Raw genomic sequence first — 16406 nt, forward strand, 5'->3', positions numbered from 1 at the left:
AGTCTATGTCAGCGACCTCAGTGCAACAGCACCAGAAGCGCAGCGACCGCGATGAAGAGCACGCCGAAGACGGTGTTGAGCACGCGCTGACCTCTCGCGGACCGCGTGAGCCGCCGGAACGGACGGGCCGCCGCGGCGAAGAAGCCCCACATGACGATCACGTCGACGACGATCGATGTCGTGATGATCGTCAGGTACTGGGGGAGCTGGGGCTGGTCGAGACGGACGAACTGCGGGATGAAGGCGAGGAAGAAGACGATGGCCTTCGGATTCAGCAGATTGACCCAGAGGCCGCGACGGATCATCGACCAGCGGCCTTCGCGGGGGACCTCGGCGAGCGCGGCCTCGTCCTCGGAGGCGATCGTCGGCTTCGTCAGGATGAGCCGGATGCCGAGATACACGAGGTAGGCGGCGCCCGCGTAGCGGATGACGTTGAAGAGGATCTCCGAGCGGGAGACGATGAGGCCGACGCCCGCTGCGACGATCACCACATGGATGATGAGGGCGATCTGCTGCCCGATGATGCCCCAGATCGATCGCCGCCAGCCCTGACTGAGCGAGTTCGACATCGTGTTGATGGCACCGGCGCCGGGGGTGAAGCTGATCACGATGCACGCGGTGAGCAGCGAGATCCAGAGCGCGACAGACACGTCGTCATTCTAGGGCTCGCCGCCCACCGCGCTCCGCTCACCGCGACGGCTGCAGGTCTATGCGCCGGAGGAGCTGGGCGTTCAGAGCGACCACGATGGTCGAGAGCGACATCAGCACCGCGCCCACCGACATCGGCAGGACGAATCCCACCGGGGCGAGGGCGCCCGCGGCCAAGGGCACCGAGATCAGGTTGTATCCGGCGGCCCACCACAGGTTCTGCGTCATCTTGCGGAAGCTCGCCGCGGACAGGTCGATGACGGACTTCACGGTGCGCGGGTCGCTGCCCGCCAGGATCACTCCCGCCGAGGCGATGGCGACGTCGGTGCCTGCGCCGATGGCCAGACCGACGTCGGCCTGGGTGAGTGCGGGAGCATCGTTCACGCCGTCGCCGACCATCGCCACGCGCCGCCCTTCCTGCTGCAGTTCCCGAACGATCTTCGCCTTGTCCTCGGGACGGACGCCCGCATAGACACGGTCGATGCCGAGCTCGGCCGCGACGTGGTCGGCGACCGCCTGCGCATCGCCCGTGATCATCACGACCTGCACACCGCGAGCGTGCAGGTCGTCCACGGCCTGGTGGGACTCGGGGCGGACCTCGTCGGCGAGACGCAGCGCGCCGACGACCCGGTGGTCGACGAGAACGTGGAGGATGATCGCTCCTTCCGTGCGCCACTCGTCGGCGACCGGAAGCTCTGACAGGCCGTGCTCCTCCAGCAGGTGGGGACCGCCCACCTGGACCACGCGTCCGTCGACTCTGGCGCTCACGCCGATCGCGGGAGACGAGGAGAAGTCGGTGGATGCGGGCACAGCCAGCTCACGATCCTCAGCGGCACGGACCAGGGCCTTGGCGAGGGGATGCTCCGAGTCGCGCTCAGCGGCCGCTGCGAGAGCCAGCACCTCCTCGGAGGACAGGCCGCCAGACGGCGCGACTGCGGTCACGGCAGGAGTGCCCTTCGTGAGGGTTCCGGTCTTGTCGAACAGGACCGTGTCGATCGTGCGCATCGTCTCGAGTGCCAGCCGGTCCTTCACGAGGACCCCCGCCTTCGCCGCCCGCTCCGTGGCGATCGACACCACGAGGGGGATGGCGAGTCCCAGAGCGTGGGGGCAGGCGATCACGAGGACGGTGATGGTTCGCACGACGGCCTCGTCGGGCATGCCGACGGCTGTCCAGACCACCGCGGTGATCAGCGCGGCTCCGAGCGCGAACCAGAACAGCCAGGCCGCGGCGCGATCGGCGATGCGCTGCGCACGCGACGACGACGCTTGCGCATCGGCGACGAGCCTGCGGATGCCGGCGAGGGCGGTGTCATCGCCCACGGCGTCGATTCGCACCCGCAGCCCGGAGTCCGTCGCGACGGTGCCCGCCACGACACGGTCGCCCGTCTCACGGCGCACGGGCTTGGACTCTCCCGTGATCATCGACTCATCGATGCTGGCCGAACCCTGCACGATGATTCCGTCGGCCGGGAGGCGTCTGCCAGGACGGACGACCACGATGTCGTCGAGGCGCAGCTCTGCGGGCGAGACCTTCACGATGTGGTCGCCGTCGGCACGCTCCGCTTCGTCGGGGAGGAGAGCCGCGAGCGAGTCGAGCGCCGACGTCGTCTGAGCGAGAGACCGCATCTCGAGCCAGTGGCCGAGCAGCATGATGACGATCAGAAGTGCGAGCTCCCACCAGAACTCGAGTTCGTGGTGCAGGAGACCGAGGCTCGCACCCCAGGACGCGAGGAAGGCGACGGTGATCGCGAGCGCGATGAGCAGCATCATGCCGGGCTTCCGCGCCTTCAGTTCGGAGACTGCGCCGCTGAGGAAGGGGGCGCCGCCCCATACGAACATCACCGTGCCGAGGAGTGGGGCGATCCAGCGTGCCCAGCCGTCGATCTCGTAGCCGAGGATCATTCCGAACATGGGGGAGGTTGCGACGACCGGCGCCGCGACGACGAGCATCACCCAGAACAGGCGCCGGAAGCGCTCCGTGTGACCGGCGTGACCGGCGTGGGAGTCGTGGCCTCCGTGAGCGTGCTGGTCGCCGTGTGCCTGCTGGTCGGCGTGAGCGTGCTGGTCGTCGTCGGGCGTGTGGCTCTGCTCGTGGCGATGTGTGGGGGAACCGTGATCGTCCGGGGACTGCGGAGCCGAGTGATGCGTATGTCCCTGCGCGACATGCTCGTGACTGTTCATGCTTACTTCAACCGGAATACCCCAGGTGGGTATTCCGGAACAGAAGGAATCGGTAGGCTGACCCGATGAGCGTGAACCTGGACGACGGGCCCTTCTTCCATGGCACGACCGCGGATCTGCGGGTCGGAGACCTGCTCACCGCAGGCTTCCGGTCGAACTATCGACCGGAGATCGTGATGAACCACATCTACTTCACGGCCCTGCGCGACGGAGCAGGACTTGCTGCGGAGATCGCGGGGGAACTGGGCGACGGCAAACCGCGGGTGTACGAGGTCGAGCCGACGGGGGAGTTCGAGAACGACCCGAACGTCACCGACAAGAAGTTCCCGGGCAACCCGACGCGCTCTTTCCGCAGCACATCTCCGTTGCGTGTCGTGCGTGAGGTGACCGAGTGGACGCGACTGACCCCGGATGCGCTGCAGATGTGGCGCGAGCGTCTGGCGGCCATCCGCGCCGACGACCAGGCCGAGATCATCAACTGAGCGTCGAACAGGGAGCGGGAATGGCGAAGGCCCCGGCTCTATGAACCGGGGCCTTCGCAAGTGGGGTGAGTAACGGGACTCGAACCCGCGACATCCGGCACCACAAGCCAGCGCTCTACCAGCTGAGCTATACCCACCATGTGCCCGCCGTAGCAGGCAACCACTCGAGTGTATTACATGTTGGGAGCGAACTTTGACACGACGTCGCTCGCGATGTCGCGCGCCTCGTCGCTGGTGGGTCCTGGTTCGTCGATGAACACCGCTTCGCGGTAGTACTGGAGCTCGCGAATCGACTCGAGGATGTCGGCCAGGGCCCGGTGCCCGCCGTCCTTGGACGGAGCGTGGAAGAACACCCGCGGGTACCAACGGCGGGAGAGCTCTTTGATGCTCGAGACGTCGACGTTGCGGTAGTGCAGCCACTGGTCGATCTGCGGCATGTACTTCGCGAGGAACATCCGGTCGGTCCCGATGGTGTTGCCGGCGAGCGGCGCCTTCCGCTCCTGCGGGACGAACCGGCGGATGTACGCGAGCGTCTGCGCCTCGGCCTCGGCGAGGGGAACGCCCAGAGGGATCTCGTCGATCAGACCCGAGGTCTCATGCATCTTCGTGACGAAATCGTTCATGTTCGCGAGTGCTGCTTCGCTCGGCCGGATGACGATCTGGAAGCCGGGGTCCACCGGCTGAAGCTCGAAATCCGTGATGACGACGGCGATCTCGACGAGTTCGTCCACCGAGAGATCGAGTCCCGTCATCTCGCAATCGATCCAGACGAGTCGGTCGTTCTCGGAAGCAGATACCATGACGTCATCCTATCGACGGCACCGACATCGCCCGTCCGGCGCGGTACGGTAGGTGCATACGCCTCCGTAGCTCAGGGGATAGAGCAGGAGCCTTCTAATCTCTTGGTCGCAGGTTCGAATCCTGCCGGGGGCGCAACGATCCTCATCCGTTCCGGAGAGCGGCGACCGCATCGTCGGCACGCCAGAAGTCGCCGACGAGTCGAAACGATCCGGTCGCGAGGTGCAGCCGCTCGGCGCGATAGCGCATGCCGAGAGGGTCGGGCATGACCCTCAGGTGGCCGAGCACGCGCCCCGCGCGATCCTGCACACGCCACAGATGCGCGGAGGCTCGCACGAGGTGCTCCCTGGGGGACGCGAGTGCCGGGGTGGCGAACGGCACCTCGGGCAATGATGTGATCAGGCTGTGCGACATCGTCGACTCCTTTCTGAATCGAACATATGACCGACCTCGGACATTCGGTCCGGCGGCACCGGTCTGTGCGGCCCGCGCACGAGTCGAGTTCTCCTGCACATGAATGTGCGCTGCTCGGGTTCTCCACGGTTACTGGGTTTCCGGTGTCCGTCAGGGCGGAGGAGAGCGCACTCTGGAGCGATCCGGGCGATTCGACCCGGCGTACAGAGGAGACGACGATGACCGACACGCTGACCGTCATGGGGAAGGTCGCGACAGACCCGACTCACAGCCGGACCACGACGGGGATCCCCGTGACGAATTTCCGCCTCGCGACCACGCACAGGAGATTCGACCAGGCGACGCAGACCTGGGTGGATGCCGGTACCAACTGGTACTCCATCGCGGCGTTCCGCCAGCTGGGCGAGCACGTCAAAGCCTCGCTGAGGACCGGGGACAGCGTGATCGTGACGGGCAGGTTGAAGATCCGCGCCTGGGAGGCCAACGGCAAGCAGGGAACGAGCGTCGACATCGACGCGGAGTCGATCGGTCACGATCTGCGGTGGGGGACGAGTGCCTTCCTCTCCGCGTCACGGGCAGCCTCGGCTGAGCGCGCACGCGATCTCCCCGCCGGCGCAGCAACGCGCGGCGCGCTCGCACCGCCGACGGAGTCGGCGCCGGACGGCGACTCCGTCACCGATGACGGGGAGTGGGAAGCTCAGGACGGGGCTGACACGATGACTGTCGGGGCGTCGGTGCCGTTCTGAGCGGAGCGCGACGGATCTCTCGGCGGATGCTCAAGATCGGTGAGGTCGGCCCGTAGACTCGGAGTCGTGCTACGACGACCGGCCTCATCCGTTCCTAGGGCGGCGGTCGCGGGTCTCGCCGCGGCTCTGATCCTCCTGCTCACCGCTTGCGGCCCGACAGCCTCGCCGTCTCCTTCTGCTTCGGATGCCGGCCCGTCGCCGACGCCGTCGGCCACTGCTGAGGGGCCGGCCTACGTGCCCGACGGCACCGCAGAGGACAACCTCCCCGTGTTCACCGCGATCACGGAGCAGATCTGGGCGACGGATCAGCGGGGTTCGGGTCGCGCATACATCGACGCCCTGATCGCCGCCGGATTCGACCGCGCCGCGATGCAGGTGACCCAGGACCAATCCACAGTGGGGAACGCCGCGGAGAGCCTGCAGTTCTCCGTACGCTGGGGTGATGCCGAGTGCCTGATCGGGCAGGTCGGGCCGTCCACGGGTGCACCCGTGACCGCGGTGATGCCGCAGCTCGCCGAAGGGCGCTGCCTGATCGGGAACACTCGCCCGATCGATTGGTGATCGGTCGGCTGCGCACCGACGTGGGAAGCTGAGGATATGCGGCTGCGCGTTGAAGTGTTTCCAGTTGAGACGCGTCGCTGGGTTGCTGTCATCGATGCGCCCGAAGGCGCGTTCTCCACGGAGTGCGTGCGACCTGAGGATGCGCCGGCCGAGGTCGACGCGGTGATCAGTGGTCTGCTGCAGCTCCAGCCATTCGAGACCGAACTCGTCGATGATCTTGGACGCCCGTGGGAGCCGACAGGCAGTGAAGCGCAGTCCCAGCGCTTAGGAATCGTCGGACCGCCGCCCCGGAGGTAGTCTTTAGTGAGATTTCCCCGCGGCTTCCGCGGTGCGACTGCAGGTTCGGTTCTGATCAGCAAAGGTGTTTAAACGGTATGGCTGAGTACATCTACTCGATGGTCCGTGCGCGCAAGGCGGTGGGTGAGAAGCTCATCCTCGACGACGTCACGATGGCGTTCCTCCCGGGCGCGAAGATCGGCATGGTCGGTCCCAACGGCGCCGGAAAGTCGACGATCCTCAAGATCATGGCGGGGCTCGACACTCCGTCGAACGGCGAGGCGAAGCTGTCGCCCGGCTTCTCCGTCGGCATCCTGATGCAGGAGCCGGAGCTCGACGAGTCCAAGACGGTGCTCGAGAACATCCAGGACGGAATCGCCATCAAGGCGAAGCTCGACCGCTTCAACGAGATCTCCGCGCTCATGGCGGACCCCGATGCCGACTTCGACGCGCTCCTCGCAGAGATGGGCTCGCTCCAGGAGGAGATCGACGCGGCGGACGGCTGGGATCTCGACTCCCAGCTCGACCAGGCCATGGATGCTCTGCGCACGCCGCCGGGAGACGCGGCGATCGCCCCTTTGTCCGGTGGTGAGAAGCGCCGTGTGGCGCTGGCGAAGCTCCTGCTCCAGAAGCCCGACCTCCTGCTCCTCGACGAGCCCACCAACCACCTCGACGCCGAGAGCGTGCTCTGGCTCGAGCAGCACCTGCAGGCGTACAAGGGCGCGGTGATCGCGATCACCCACGACCGGTACTTCCTCGACCACGTCGCCGAGTGGATCGCCGAGGTCGACCGCGGGCGCCTGATCGGCTACGAGGGCAACTACTCGACCTACCTGGAGAAGAAGGGTGAGCGCCTCGAGATCCAGGGCAAGAAGGACGCGAAGCTCGCCAAGCGCCTCAAGGAGGAGCTGGAGTGGGTGCGATCGAGCGCCAAGGGCCGTCAGACCAAGTCCAAGGCACGTCTCGCCCGGTACGAGGAGATGGCGACCGAGGCCGAGCGGACGAGGAAGCTGGACTTCGAGGAGATCCAGATCCCCGCAGGTCCGCGCCTCGGCAGCATCGTGATCGACGCGAAGAAGCTCAAGAAGGGATTCGACGGGCGTTCGCTCATCGACGGCCTCAGCTTCAGCCTTCCGCCGAACGGCATCGTCGGCGTGATCGGCCCGAACGGCGTGGGAAAGACGACGCTCTTCAAGACGATCGTCGGCCTCGAGCCCCTCGACGGCGGCGACCTGAAGATCGGCGAGACCGTCAAGATCAGCTACGTCGACCAGTCGCGCTCCAACATCGACCCGAACAAGACCCTGTGGGAGGTCGTGTCCGACGGGCTCGATTTCATCACGGTCGGCAAGACGGAGATCCCCTCTCGCGCGTACGTGTCGAAGTTCGGGTTCAAGGGACCCGACCAGCAGAAGAAGGCTGGCGTCCTCTCCGGCGGTGAGCGCAACCGTCTGAACCTGGCGCTGACGCTCAAGGAGGGTGGCAACCTGCTGCTCCTCGACGAGCCGACCAACGACCTCGACGTCGAGACCCTGAGCTCGCTGGAGAACGCGCTGCTCGAGTTCCCCGGCTGCGCCGTGGTCATCACCCACGACCGGTGGTTCCTCGACCGCATCGCGACGCACATCCTCGCGTATGAGGGCACCGACGAGAACCCCGACCAGTGGTACTGGTTCGAGGGCAACTTCGATGCGTACGAGCAGAACAAGATCCAGCGTCTCGGGGCCGACGCCGCGAAGCCGCACCGTTCGACGCACCGCAAGCTCACGCGCGACTGAGAACACGATGACCGCGCCGACGCCGGGACCCCGCCTGCACATACCGATCCAGCTCCGCTGGGGCGATCTGGATGCGTTCAACCACGTCAACAACACCTCGATGCTGAAACTGCTCGAGGAGGCTCGTGTGCGCGCGTTCTGGCGTGCGGATCCCGGCGAACAGGCGCCGTCGACGGCGGTGCTCGACTCCGGTCTGGACGAGGGCATCCTGACCCTCATCGCCCGGCAGGAGATCGAGTACCTGGCACCGGTCCCGTATCAGCGTCGGCCGCTCGAGGTCCAGATGTGGTTCGGGAAGCTGGGCGGTTCCAGCGTCGAGGTCTGCTACGAGGTGCACAACGACCCCACGGCCGAACCTCGGACGATCTACGCGCGTTCGACCGCCGTGATCGTTCTCGTGGACGCCGCGTCCGGGCGACCGACGCGACTCACTCAGGAGATGCGCGACGCCTGGGAGCCGTACCTCGGACCGTCGATCGAGTACGCGCACCGCTGATCACGCTTGTGTACCGCTGATCACGCTCGTGCATCGCGGATCACGTTCCTGGACCGCTGAGCCAGCACACGCATCGCTGATCGAGGATTCGCACCACTGAGCGAGCGGACGCGTCACTGAGCGCGGAGCACACCCCGGATACGACGGCCCCGACTCAACGCGGCGCCTCGACTCGACGTGGCTTCCCGTCTCAACGCGGCACCTGGACTCAAGGCGGCCTCTCGACTCAACGTGGCGTCTCGACTCACCGAGGCGCCTCGAGCCACCTCGGCTTCTCGACTCAACGCGGCGCCTCGACTCACCGAGGCACCTCAAGTCACCGCGCTGCCTGGACTCAGCGCTGCCCCTCGGGTACGCGGATCATGATCTCCTGCGCGACGCTCGCCACCAGCTCGCCCGCGCGCGTGTAGATGCGTCCCTGCGCGAGACCGCGACCTCCTCGCGCATTCGGGGACTCCTGGACGTACAGCAGCCACTCGTCCACGCGCGCCGGTCGGTGCCACCACATCGCGTGATCGAGGCTCGCGACCTTGAGTCCCGGCAGGCCCCAGAACACTCCGTGGGCGCGCAGGATGGACTCCTGGATCGTCATGTCGCTGAGGTAGGCGAGAGCCGCCCGGTGCAGGCGCTGGTCGTCGGGGAGCGGGGCGCGCAGCCGCATCCACACCGCTTGACGCGGACGATTCGCATCGTCGCTCGGCAGGAAGAGCGGGGACTCCACGTGACGGACGTCTGCTGCACGATCGCTCAGCATCCGAGCCGTACCCGCGGGGAGGCCGTCGACGCGCGCCTCGTCCGGGAGCAGCGACTCCGGATCGGGCACGTCCGCGGGCATCGGGACCGCGTGATCGAGCCCCGGATCCTGATCCTGGAACGACGCGATCATCGAGAAGATCGGCACGCCGTTCTGATACGCCTGCGATCGGCGGGTGGAGAAGGACCTGCCGTCATGGATGCGATCCACGGCGATCGTGATGCCCTGGCTCGCGTCGCCCGGTCGGAGGAAGTAGCCGTGCATCGAGTGCACCGCGCGGTCCTCCGGCATGGTCCGCTCCGCGGCGATCAGGCTCTGCGCGAGGACCTGACCTCCGTAAATGCGCCCGCTCGGCATCGGATGCGAGGAGCCCGTGAAGATGTCCTCCGTGGTCCGCGCCCTGGTCTCGTCCAGATCGAGAACCGCGAGAAGCTGCTCGACGGTGCGGATCGCGTGCGTGTCGACGGTCATGTGTTCCTTCCCGCGCCGGGGCGGCCGCTGGCGTTGCTAGTTTAGAGGGCGTGCCGCATCCCCTTCTCCTCGCCGATGCCGAAACGTCCAAGGACGTCCTGACCTTCGCCGGACGCTCCGCCAGGATCTCCGACGAAGGCGTTCGGCTGCAGGCGTCGAACGGTGTTCTCGCCCTCACCGCGGCGGCGCTCTCACCCCACGGGCTCTTCGATCAGACGCCCACGATTCTCGCGATGCGCATCGTGCACGCCGACCCCGAGCTCGAATGCGACATCGTCGTAGACTCGCTCACCCAGAACACGGAAGATGCACGCGTGCTGGACCTCCCCGACACGGGACTCTCCCCGGCATGGGCGGGCATCGCTCCGCCCCGTGGCGCGTGGCAGCCGAGTGCGGAGCTGCCGGCATCGCTGATCGCTCAGCGCGCGCAGTGGGGGATCAGCGCGGTGGCGCACGGAGCGACACCGGGAGCAGGGGAGGAGGCCGTACGGGCCCTGCGCGCCGCGATCTGGGGCGAGCCCGACGAGGACCTCGGCGGCATCCCCCGGGGGGCCGCCTTCGCCGCCGACGCCTTCGGTTTCATCTCGGGCGAAGAGCAGGTCAAGGTGATGACCTCGGGCCGCTGGACGAGACTCGCGTTCCGCCGAGGTCACGTGCTGCTGAGGGGGCCGGTGGCCATGGGCCTCACCGCAGTCCGGGGCACCGGCGCCGCGGACTGAGGCCGCGACCCACCGAACAGACCAGCGCCCTCACCGGGACCGCTTGGGGGCGCCATGTCGAGGGGCGAATGGACGGATGCCGCGCACGACGGCTGTTCCGCCGCAACCCCGGACTCAGCCGGCCGCCGCACGTCCCGCCTGGCGGCCCGAGAACAGGCAGCCGCCCAGGAAGGTCCCCTCGAGCGCGCGGTAGCCGTGCACGCCGCCCCCGCCGAATCCGCTCGCCTCTCCCGCGGCGAACAGACCGTCGATCGGCGAGCCGTCCGCCCGCAGCGCACGGCCGTCGAGATCGGTGTTGATGCCGCCGAGAGACTTTCTCGTGAGCACGTGCAGCTTGACAGCCACCAGAGGGCCGGCAGCCGGGTCCTGCAAGCGGTGGGGAGCTGCAGTCCGGATCAGCCTGTCACCGCGGTAGCCCCGCATGGATCGCAGCATCCCGATCTGGGAGTCCTTCGTGAACTCGTTCTCCATCTCGAGATCGCGGGCGATCACCTCGCGGCGGACCCGATCGATGTCGAGAGACTCGCCACCCGAATGGTTGCTCATCTGCTCGAGCAGCGACTCCAGGTCGTTCTCCACGATGAAATCCTCGCCCTCGTCGAGGAACGCCTGCACGGGACCGGTGGGGCCCTTGGCGAGGCGCGATTTCAGCAGCAGGCCCACGTCCTTGCCCGTGAGGTCGGGGTTCTGCTCGCTCCCAGACAGGGCGAACTCCTTCTCGACGATCTGCCGCGAGGTGACGAACCAGGAGTGATCGTGGCCCGTCGTGCGCAGGTGGGCGAGCGTACCCAGGGTGTCGAAGCCGGGGAACAGCGGAACGGGGAGCCGGGCGCCGGTCGCGTCGAGCCACAGCGACGACGGACCGGGGAGGATGCGGATCCCGTGCGACGGCCAGATCGGATCCCAGTTCGTGATGCCCTCGACGTAGTGCCACATCCGGTCGCCGTTGACGAGCCGCGCGCCGGCGGCCTCTGCGACCGGGTGCATCGAGCCGTCGACGTACGCAGGAACGCCGGTGAGCATGTGCGCAGGGGGCGTGCCGAGCCGTTCGGGCCAGGCGGCGCGCACCATGTCGTGGTTTCCGCCGATGCCGCCCGAGCACACGATCGTCGCCGACGCGCTGATCTCGAAGTCGCCGATCTCCTCCCGAGACGAGACCTCTCCTCGCTCCGAACCGCTGCTGACGAGTATCGCGCCACGTGCGCCGGTGACGGCGCCGTCGGTCATGACGAGATCGGTGACGCGATGCCGCGGGAGGATCGTGATGCGGCCCTCCCGCTCTCCCTGCTCCACGCGGGCAGCGAACGGCGCAACGATCCCCGGACCGGTTCCCCACGTGATGTGGAACCTCGGCACCGAGTTGCCCGGACCGAGAGCGCCGTAACCGCCGCGCTCCGCCCACCCCACCACGGGGAAGAACCCGACGCCGCGCTCTCGCAGCCAGGAGCGCTTCTCCCCGGCGGCGAACTGGAGATAGGCCTCGGCCCAGCGCCGCGGCCACTCGTCCTCTGGACGGTCGAATCCGGCGGTGCCGAGCCAGTCCTGCGTGGCGAGCTCCAGCGAGTCCTTGATCCCCATACGGCGCTGCTCGGGGGAGTCGATGAAGAACAGTCCACCGAACGACCACCAGGCCTGACCGCCGAGGTTGGTGCGGGGCTCCTGATCGATCAGGATCACCTGCTTGCCGGCATCCAGAGCCTCGGAGGCCGCGACGAGACCGGCGAGCCCCCACCCGATCACCAGGACATCTGCGGACAGGGGCGTGTTCGTCATGAGTTCTCCGTTGATTCCTGACGTGAGCTGGTCTCGAGCGTCGGCCTGCCCGAGGCGGCGGGGCCGATTCCGGACGGTTCGAACGTGTTCACCATGGCATAGGCGGCGCGTTCGAGGTAGTCCCAGAGCGTCGCTTCGTGCAGAGGCGACAACTGAGCCTCTGCGACGCCGGTGCGCATGTGAGCCAGCCAACGATCGCGCGCATCGGGGTCGACGTGGAAGGGCATGTGGCGCATGCGGAGTCGCGGGTGTCCGCGGGTCTCGCCGTAGGTGGCGGGGCCGCCCCAGTACTGGACGAGGAAGAGCGTGAGCCGTTCTGCGGCCGGACCGAGATCCTCCTCGGGGTACATGGGCTTGAGGACCGGATCGAGGGCGACCTCGCGGTAGAACACCCCGACGATCCTCTCGAAGGTCTCGTAGCCGCCGACCTCGTCGTAGAACGTCATCGCTGCGGGGTCCCTTCGTCGCCGGTCTTCTTGTCATCGTCTGACTTCTTGCGCCGCCAGATCCCGCGCTCGGGAACAGCGGGGACGCCGGTGACGGCGTTCGGTCGGGTCTTCGGCGGGTTCGCGCCGCGCACGCGCTGTGCGCCTTCCAGCCCTGTCGGGATCACGCCGACCATGCTGGGGATCGTGACGTCCTTCTCGAGGAGCGCCGCTCGCAGGCGCTTGCGCAGCTCCTGCGAGACGTCGTCCTTCGCGTTGGCGCGCGCCTTGATGACGATGCGAACGACGAGAGCGTCGCCCCCGATGGACTCCAGTCCCCACAGCTCCGGCTTCTCGACGATGCGGGTGCGCCACTTCGGATCCTTCGCGAGACCCTGAGCGGTCTCGAGCATGGTGTGCTCGACCGCTTCCAGATCCGAGTCGGCTGCGACGCCGAGATCGATGATGACGCGGGCCCACCCCTGGGACATGTTGCCGATGCGGGTGACCTCGCCGTTGCGGACGTACCAGAGCGTGCCGTTGACGTCGCGAACCTGGGTGATGCGCACGCTGACGTACTCGACCACGCCGCTGGCGAGGCCGAGGTCGACGACGTCGCCGATGCCGATCTGATCCTCGGCGACGATGAACATGCCGTTCAGGACGTCCTTGACGATGTTCTGGGCGCCGAAGCCGAGACCGGCGCCCACCGCAGCGGTGAGGAGCGTCAGGGAGCCCAGGAGGCTGCTGTCGACCGCATTGACGATCAGCACGATCGCGATGATGACGAGCATCACGTTCACGATGTTCTGCAGGATGCTGCCGAGAGTCCGCGTCCGCTGCACGAGACGCATGTCCGCCAGCGGAGAGCGTTCGAGGGCTTGTGTGTCGTCGACCGCGGCCTTGCTCTTCGCGCTGTCGACGATGCGGTGCACCACGCGGCGGATGAGGACGCGCAGCACGAGGGCGATGAGCACGCAGCTCACGATGATGATGGCGATCGACAGGATGACCCCGCCGACGGGGAGCAGGACCGTCAGGACGCTCCGCAGCCACTCGGGCAGCGTCTGCAGCCACTCGGGAAGCGGCGTCTCGGCGGGGGGAGGGCTGACTTGGAAGGGGATCATCATCACTTCCAGATCCTAGCGATCAGGCCTCTGCGCGGGCTGGATGCACCGCGCAGAGGCCTGATCGAGAGGGGGAACGCTCGGATTCAGTCGTCGGCGTCGCGCGCCTGCGCCGCGAGGGCGCGCTCGACGTCGGCGAGGTTCTCCAGCACCAGGCGGCGCAGGGCAGGGGCGGCGTCCTGGTGTGCGGACAGCCAGGCGCGCGTCGCGTCCCGCAGCTCGGCGTTCGCCAGCGCGGTCGGGAACAGTCCGACGACGAGGTACTGGGCGATCTGGTAGCTGCGGGACTCCCAGATCGGCAGCAGCATGTCGAAGTACGCCGGGACGAACTCGGCGAGGGCCTCGACGCCCGCGGGGTGCACGAAGCCCAGAGCAGCGGAGCGCACGATCGTGTTCGGTGCGTCGTCGCGCTCGATGAGGGAGGCCCACGCGGCCTTCTTGGAGGCGAGGTCGGGAAGGGCGGCACGCGCCTGCGCCGCGAACTCGCCGCCCTTGGCGGTGTTGTCCGCTGCGAGGGCGGCGTCGATCGTCGCGGCGTCGGTCGCGCCGATCGTCGCCAGTCCGACCAGCAGCTGCCAGTTCAGGTCGGCGTCGATCTCCAGCCCGGGCAGCGTCTCCTCGCCCGAGCGGAGGCGGCCGATGACGCCGGCGTGCTCAGGGGTGACGAGGGCGCCGGCGAAGGCCGTGACGAACTGGAGCTGGCTGTCGCTGCCGGCCTCCGCGCCCTCGGCGAGAGCCCACAGGCCGTCGGCGATCTTCTGACGGGCGGCCAGGCGCTCGGCCGGCGTCACGTAGAGCGTCGCCGCCGTGCGCAGCTGCGCCAGAGTGGTGCGGACGGTCGTCGACTCGGTCTCGCGACCGATGTTGCCCAGTACGAGATCGATGTAGTCGGATGCCGCGCTCTCCGCGTCGCGCGTCTGATCCCAGGCCGCGCCCCAGACGAGCGAGCGGGCCAGCGGATCGCTGATGTCGGCGAGGTGCGCGATCGCGGTGGCGAGCGAACGGTCGTCGAGACGGATCTTCGCGTAGGCCAGGTCCTCGTCGTTCAGCAGGACGAGGTCGGGACGGGCGATGCCCTTGAGCTCGGGGACCTCGGTGCGGTCGCCGTCGATGTCGACCTCGGCGTAGTGGGTGCGCACGAGCGCCCCGTCGCGCAGCGTGTAGAAGCCGATGCCGAGGCGGTGCGGACGGATGGTCGGATAGTCGGCCGGCGCGGTCTGCGTCACCGCGAAGCGGGAGATGGTGCCGTCGGAGTCTTCGGCGATGACCGGCTCGAGCGTGTTGACGCCGGCGGTCTCCAGCCACTTCTTCGACCAGGTGCTGAGGTCGCGGCCGCTCGTCGCCTCCAGCTCGGTGAGCAGGTCGCTGAGCTCGGTGTTGCCCCAGGAGTGCTTCTGGAAGTACTGCGAGACGCCGGCGAAGAACGCCTCGATCCCGACCCATGCGGCGAGCTGCTTGAGGACGGACCCGCCCTTGGCGTAGGTGATGCCGTCGAAGTTGACCTGGACGTCTTCGAGGTCGTTGATCTCGGCGACGATCGGGTGCGTCGAGGGGAGCTGGTCCTGGCGGTACGCCCAGGTCTTCTCCATCGCGTTGAACGTCGTCCACGCCTCGGTCCACTCGGTGGCTTCGGCCGTGGCGATCGTCGATGCCCACTCGGCGAACGACTCGTTCAGCCACAGGTCGTTCCACCACTTCATGGTGACGAGGTCGCCGAACCACATGTGCGCCAGCTCGTGCAGGATCGTGACGACGCGGCGCTCCTTGACGGCATCCGTCACCTTGCTGCGGAAGACGTACGTCTCGGTGAACGTCACGGCGCCCGCGTTCTCCATCGCACCGGCGTTGAACTCCGGGACGAAGAGCTGGTCGTACTTGGCGAACGGGTAGGGGACGCCGAACTTCGACTCGAAGTATGCGAAGCCCTCGCGGGTCTTGTCGAAGATGTAGTCGGCGTCGAGGTGCTGCCAGAGGCTCTTGCGGCCGTAGACGCCGAGCGGGATGACATCGCCGGAGGAGCTGGTGAGCTCGGAGAAGGTTGACTCGTAGGGGCCGGCGACGAGCGCCGTGATGTACGAGGAGATGCGCGGGGTCGGCTCGAAGCCCCAGGTGGACACGGCGCTGTCGTCGTGCACGATGGGCTCGGGCGTGGGGGAGTTGGACACGACCTTCCACGCGGAGGGCGCGGTGACCGTGAACTGGAAGGTCGCCTTGAGGTCGGGCTGCTCGAAGACCGCGAACACACGGCGCGAGTCGGGGACCTCGAACTGCGAGTAGAGGTAGACCTCGCCGTCAACGGGGTCGACGAAGCGGTGCAGTCCCTCGCCGGTGTTGGTGTACAGGCAGTCGGCGTCGACGACGAGGACGTTCTCGGCCTGCAGGCCGGTCAGCGCGATGCGCGAGTCGGCGAAGACCTCGCTGGGGTCGAGCTGCTCTCCGTTGAGCGAGATCTCGCGCACTTCGCGGGCGATGAGGTCGATGAAGGTGAAGCTCTCGGGGGTCGCGGTGAAGCGCACGACGCTGCGAGAGCCGAAGACCTCGGCGCCCTTCGTCAGATCGAGGGCGACCTCATACGACTGCGTGTCGATGACGTCGCGGCGCTCCTGCGCTTCGATGCGGGTGAGGTTCTCTCCAGGCACAGCTGTACTCCCAGGGGTGAGGGGATGCTGCCGCGGTCCAGGCGCAGTTGGCGCCCACGGCAACCATGACAGCCTACGCCAGTCGTCGAGGGATGCCGCCAGGGCGACGCACCCGCGA

At 67.6% G+C, this 16406-nt stretch carries 15 protein-coding genes and 2 tRNA genes; 7 read left to right on the forward strand and 10 right to left on the reverse strand.

The features are described 5' to 3' along the window. Nucleotides 1-17: 17 nt before the first annotated feature. Entirely contained in the window at nt 18-650 is a 633-nt protein-coding gene (locus tag ACFY5A_RS14055) for a LysE family transporter (protein WP_387234904.1), read from the reverse strand. 37 nt (nt 651-687) lie between these two features. Beyond that, nucleotides 688-2829, reverse strand: coding sequence for a heavy metal translocating P-type ATPase (locus ACFY5A_RS14060; RefSeq protein ID WP_387234907.1), 2142 nt, complete (start codon nt 2827-2829; stop codon nt 688-690). A gap of 65 nt (nt 2830-2894) precedes the next feature. Here ACFY5A_RS14060 and arr point away from each other — a divergent pair, with 65 nt between their 5' ends. After that, nucleotides 2895-3311 (forward strand): NAD(+)--rifampin ADP-ribosyltransferase, encoded by a 417-nt coding sequence (arr, locus tag ACFY5A_RS14065; protein WP_341942210.1) that lies wholly within the window; start codon nt 2895-2897, stop codon nt 3309-3311. 61 nt (nt 3312-3372) lie between these two features. Here arr and ACFY5A_RS14070 read toward each other — a convergent pair. Together ACFY5A_RS14070 and orn are read right to left on the reverse strand one after the other, a co-directional pair. Then, nucleotides 3373-3448, reverse strand: a tRNA-His gene (locus ACFY5A_RS14070). A 36-nt stretch (nt 3449-3484) separates the two neighbouring features. Then, nucleotides 3485-4111, reverse strand: a complete 627-nt coding sequence (gene orn, locus ACFY5A_RS14075) for an oligoribonuclease (RefSeq protein ID WP_341942209.1) — start codon at nt 4109-4111, stop codon at nt 3485-3487. Between the two features lie 60 nt (nt 4112-4171). On the opposite strand from orn, the gene ACFY5A_RS14080 reads away from it, so the two are divergent. Beyond that, nucleotides 4172-4244, forward strand: a tRNA-Arg gene (locus tag ACFY5A_RS14080). Nucleotides 4245-4253: 9 nt separating this feature from the next. Here ACFY5A_RS14080 and ACFY5A_RS14085 read toward each other — a convergent pair. Next, complete coding sequence (locus ACFY5A_RS14085; protein ID WP_105674955.1) at nt 4254-4523, reverse strand: hypothetical protein; 270 nt, start codon at nt 4521-4523, stop codon at nt 4254-4256. A 218-nt stretch (nt 4524-4741) separates the two neighbouring features. On the opposite strand from ACFY5A_RS14085, the gene ACFY5A_RS14090 reads away from it, so the two are divergent. From ACFY5A_RS14090 to ACFY5A_RS14105, 4 genes are all read left to right on the forward strand, one after another. Then, the gene (locus ACFY5A_RS14090) at nt 4742-5269 is read left to right on the forward strand and encodes a single-stranded DNA-binding protein (protein ID WP_387234910.1); all 528 of its coding nucleotides are present in this window, start codon (nt 4742-4744) and stop codon (nt 5267-5269) included. Nucleotides 5270-5335: 66 nt separating this feature from the next. Then, the gene (locus ACFY5A_RS14095; RefSeq protein ID WP_341942207.1) at nt 5336-5830 is read left to right on the forward strand and encodes a DUF6993 domain-containing protein; all 495 of its coding nucleotides are present in this window, start codon (nt 5336-5338) and stop codon (nt 5828-5830) included. 374 nt (nt 5831-6204) lie between these two features. Further along, complete coding sequence (gene ettA / locus ACFY5A_RS14100; protein ID WP_105674959.1) at nt 6205-7884, forward strand: energy-dependent translational throttle protein EttA; 1680 nt, start codon at nt 6205-6207, stop codon at nt 7882-7884. 7 nt (nt 7885-7891) lie between these two features. Next, nucleotides 7892-8380 carry an acyl-CoA thioesterase gene (locus tag ACFY5A_RS14105; protein WP_387234914.1) on the forward strand — a complete coding sequence of 163 codons (489 nt, stop codon included), beginning with the start codon at nt 7892-7894 and terminating at the stop codon, nt 8378-8380. A 334-nt stretch (nt 8381-8714) separates the two neighbouring features. Here the strand turns inward: ACFY5A_RS14105 and ACFY5A_RS14110 are convergent, their stop codons facing one another. Then, on the reverse strand, nt 8715-9605 hold the full coding sequence (locus tag ACFY5A_RS14110; RefSeq protein WP_341942206.1) for an acyl-CoA thioesterase II: 891 nt from the start codon (nt 9603-9605) through the stop codon (nt 8715-8717). Between the two features lie 50 nt (nt 9606-9655). Here ACFY5A_RS14110 and ACFY5A_RS14115 point away from each other — a divergent pair, with 50 nt between their 5' ends. After that, nucleotides 9656-10324: a hypothetical protein gene (locus tag ACFY5A_RS14115; protein ID WP_105674965.1), complete on the forward strand. Its 669-nt coding sequence runs from the start codon at nt 9656-9658 to the stop codon at nt 10322-10324. A gap of 114 nt (nt 10325-10438) precedes the next feature. Here the strand turns inward: ACFY5A_RS14115 and ACFY5A_RS14120 are convergent, their stop codons facing one another. From ACFY5A_RS14120 to pepN, 4 genes are all read right to left on the reverse strand, one after another. Then, nucleotides 10439-12097 carry an FAD-binding dehydrogenase gene (locus ACFY5A_RS14120; RefSeq protein ID WP_387234918.1) on the reverse strand — a complete coding sequence of 553 codons (1659 nt, stop codon included), beginning with the start codon at nt 12095-12097 and terminating at the stop codon, nt 10439-10441. Continuing rightward, the gene (locus tag ACFY5A_RS14125) at nt 12094-12543 is read right to left on the reverse strand and encodes a globin (RefSeq protein WP_341942204.1); all 450 of its coding nucleotides are present in this window, start codon (nt 12541-12543) and stop codon (nt 12094-12096) included. Before ACFY5A_RS14125 ends, ACFY5A_RS14120 begins: the two co-directional genes overlap by 4 nt. Further along, a complete protein-coding gene (locus tag ACFY5A_RS14130; protein ID WP_387235953.1) occupies nt 12540-13652 on the reverse strand; it encodes a mechanosensitive ion channel family protein in 1113 nt (370 codons plus the stop codon). Before ACFY5A_RS14130 ends, ACFY5A_RS14125 begins: the two co-directional genes overlap by 4 nt. 83 nt (nt 13653-13735) lie before the next feature. Further along, nucleotides 13736-16288 carry an aminopeptidase N gene (pepN, locus tag ACFY5A_RS14135; protein WP_387234921.1) on the reverse strand — a complete coding sequence of 851 codons (2553 nt, stop codon included), beginning with the start codon at nt 16286-16288 and terminating at the stop codon, nt 13736-13738. Nucleotides 16289-16406 lie beyond the last annotated feature (118 nt).

Source organism: Microbacterium sp. NPDC012755, assembly GCF_042901325.1.
Taxonomy (GTDB): Bacteria; Actinomycetota; Actinomycetes; order Actinomycetales; family Microbacteriaceae; genus Microbacterium; species Microbacterium natoriense.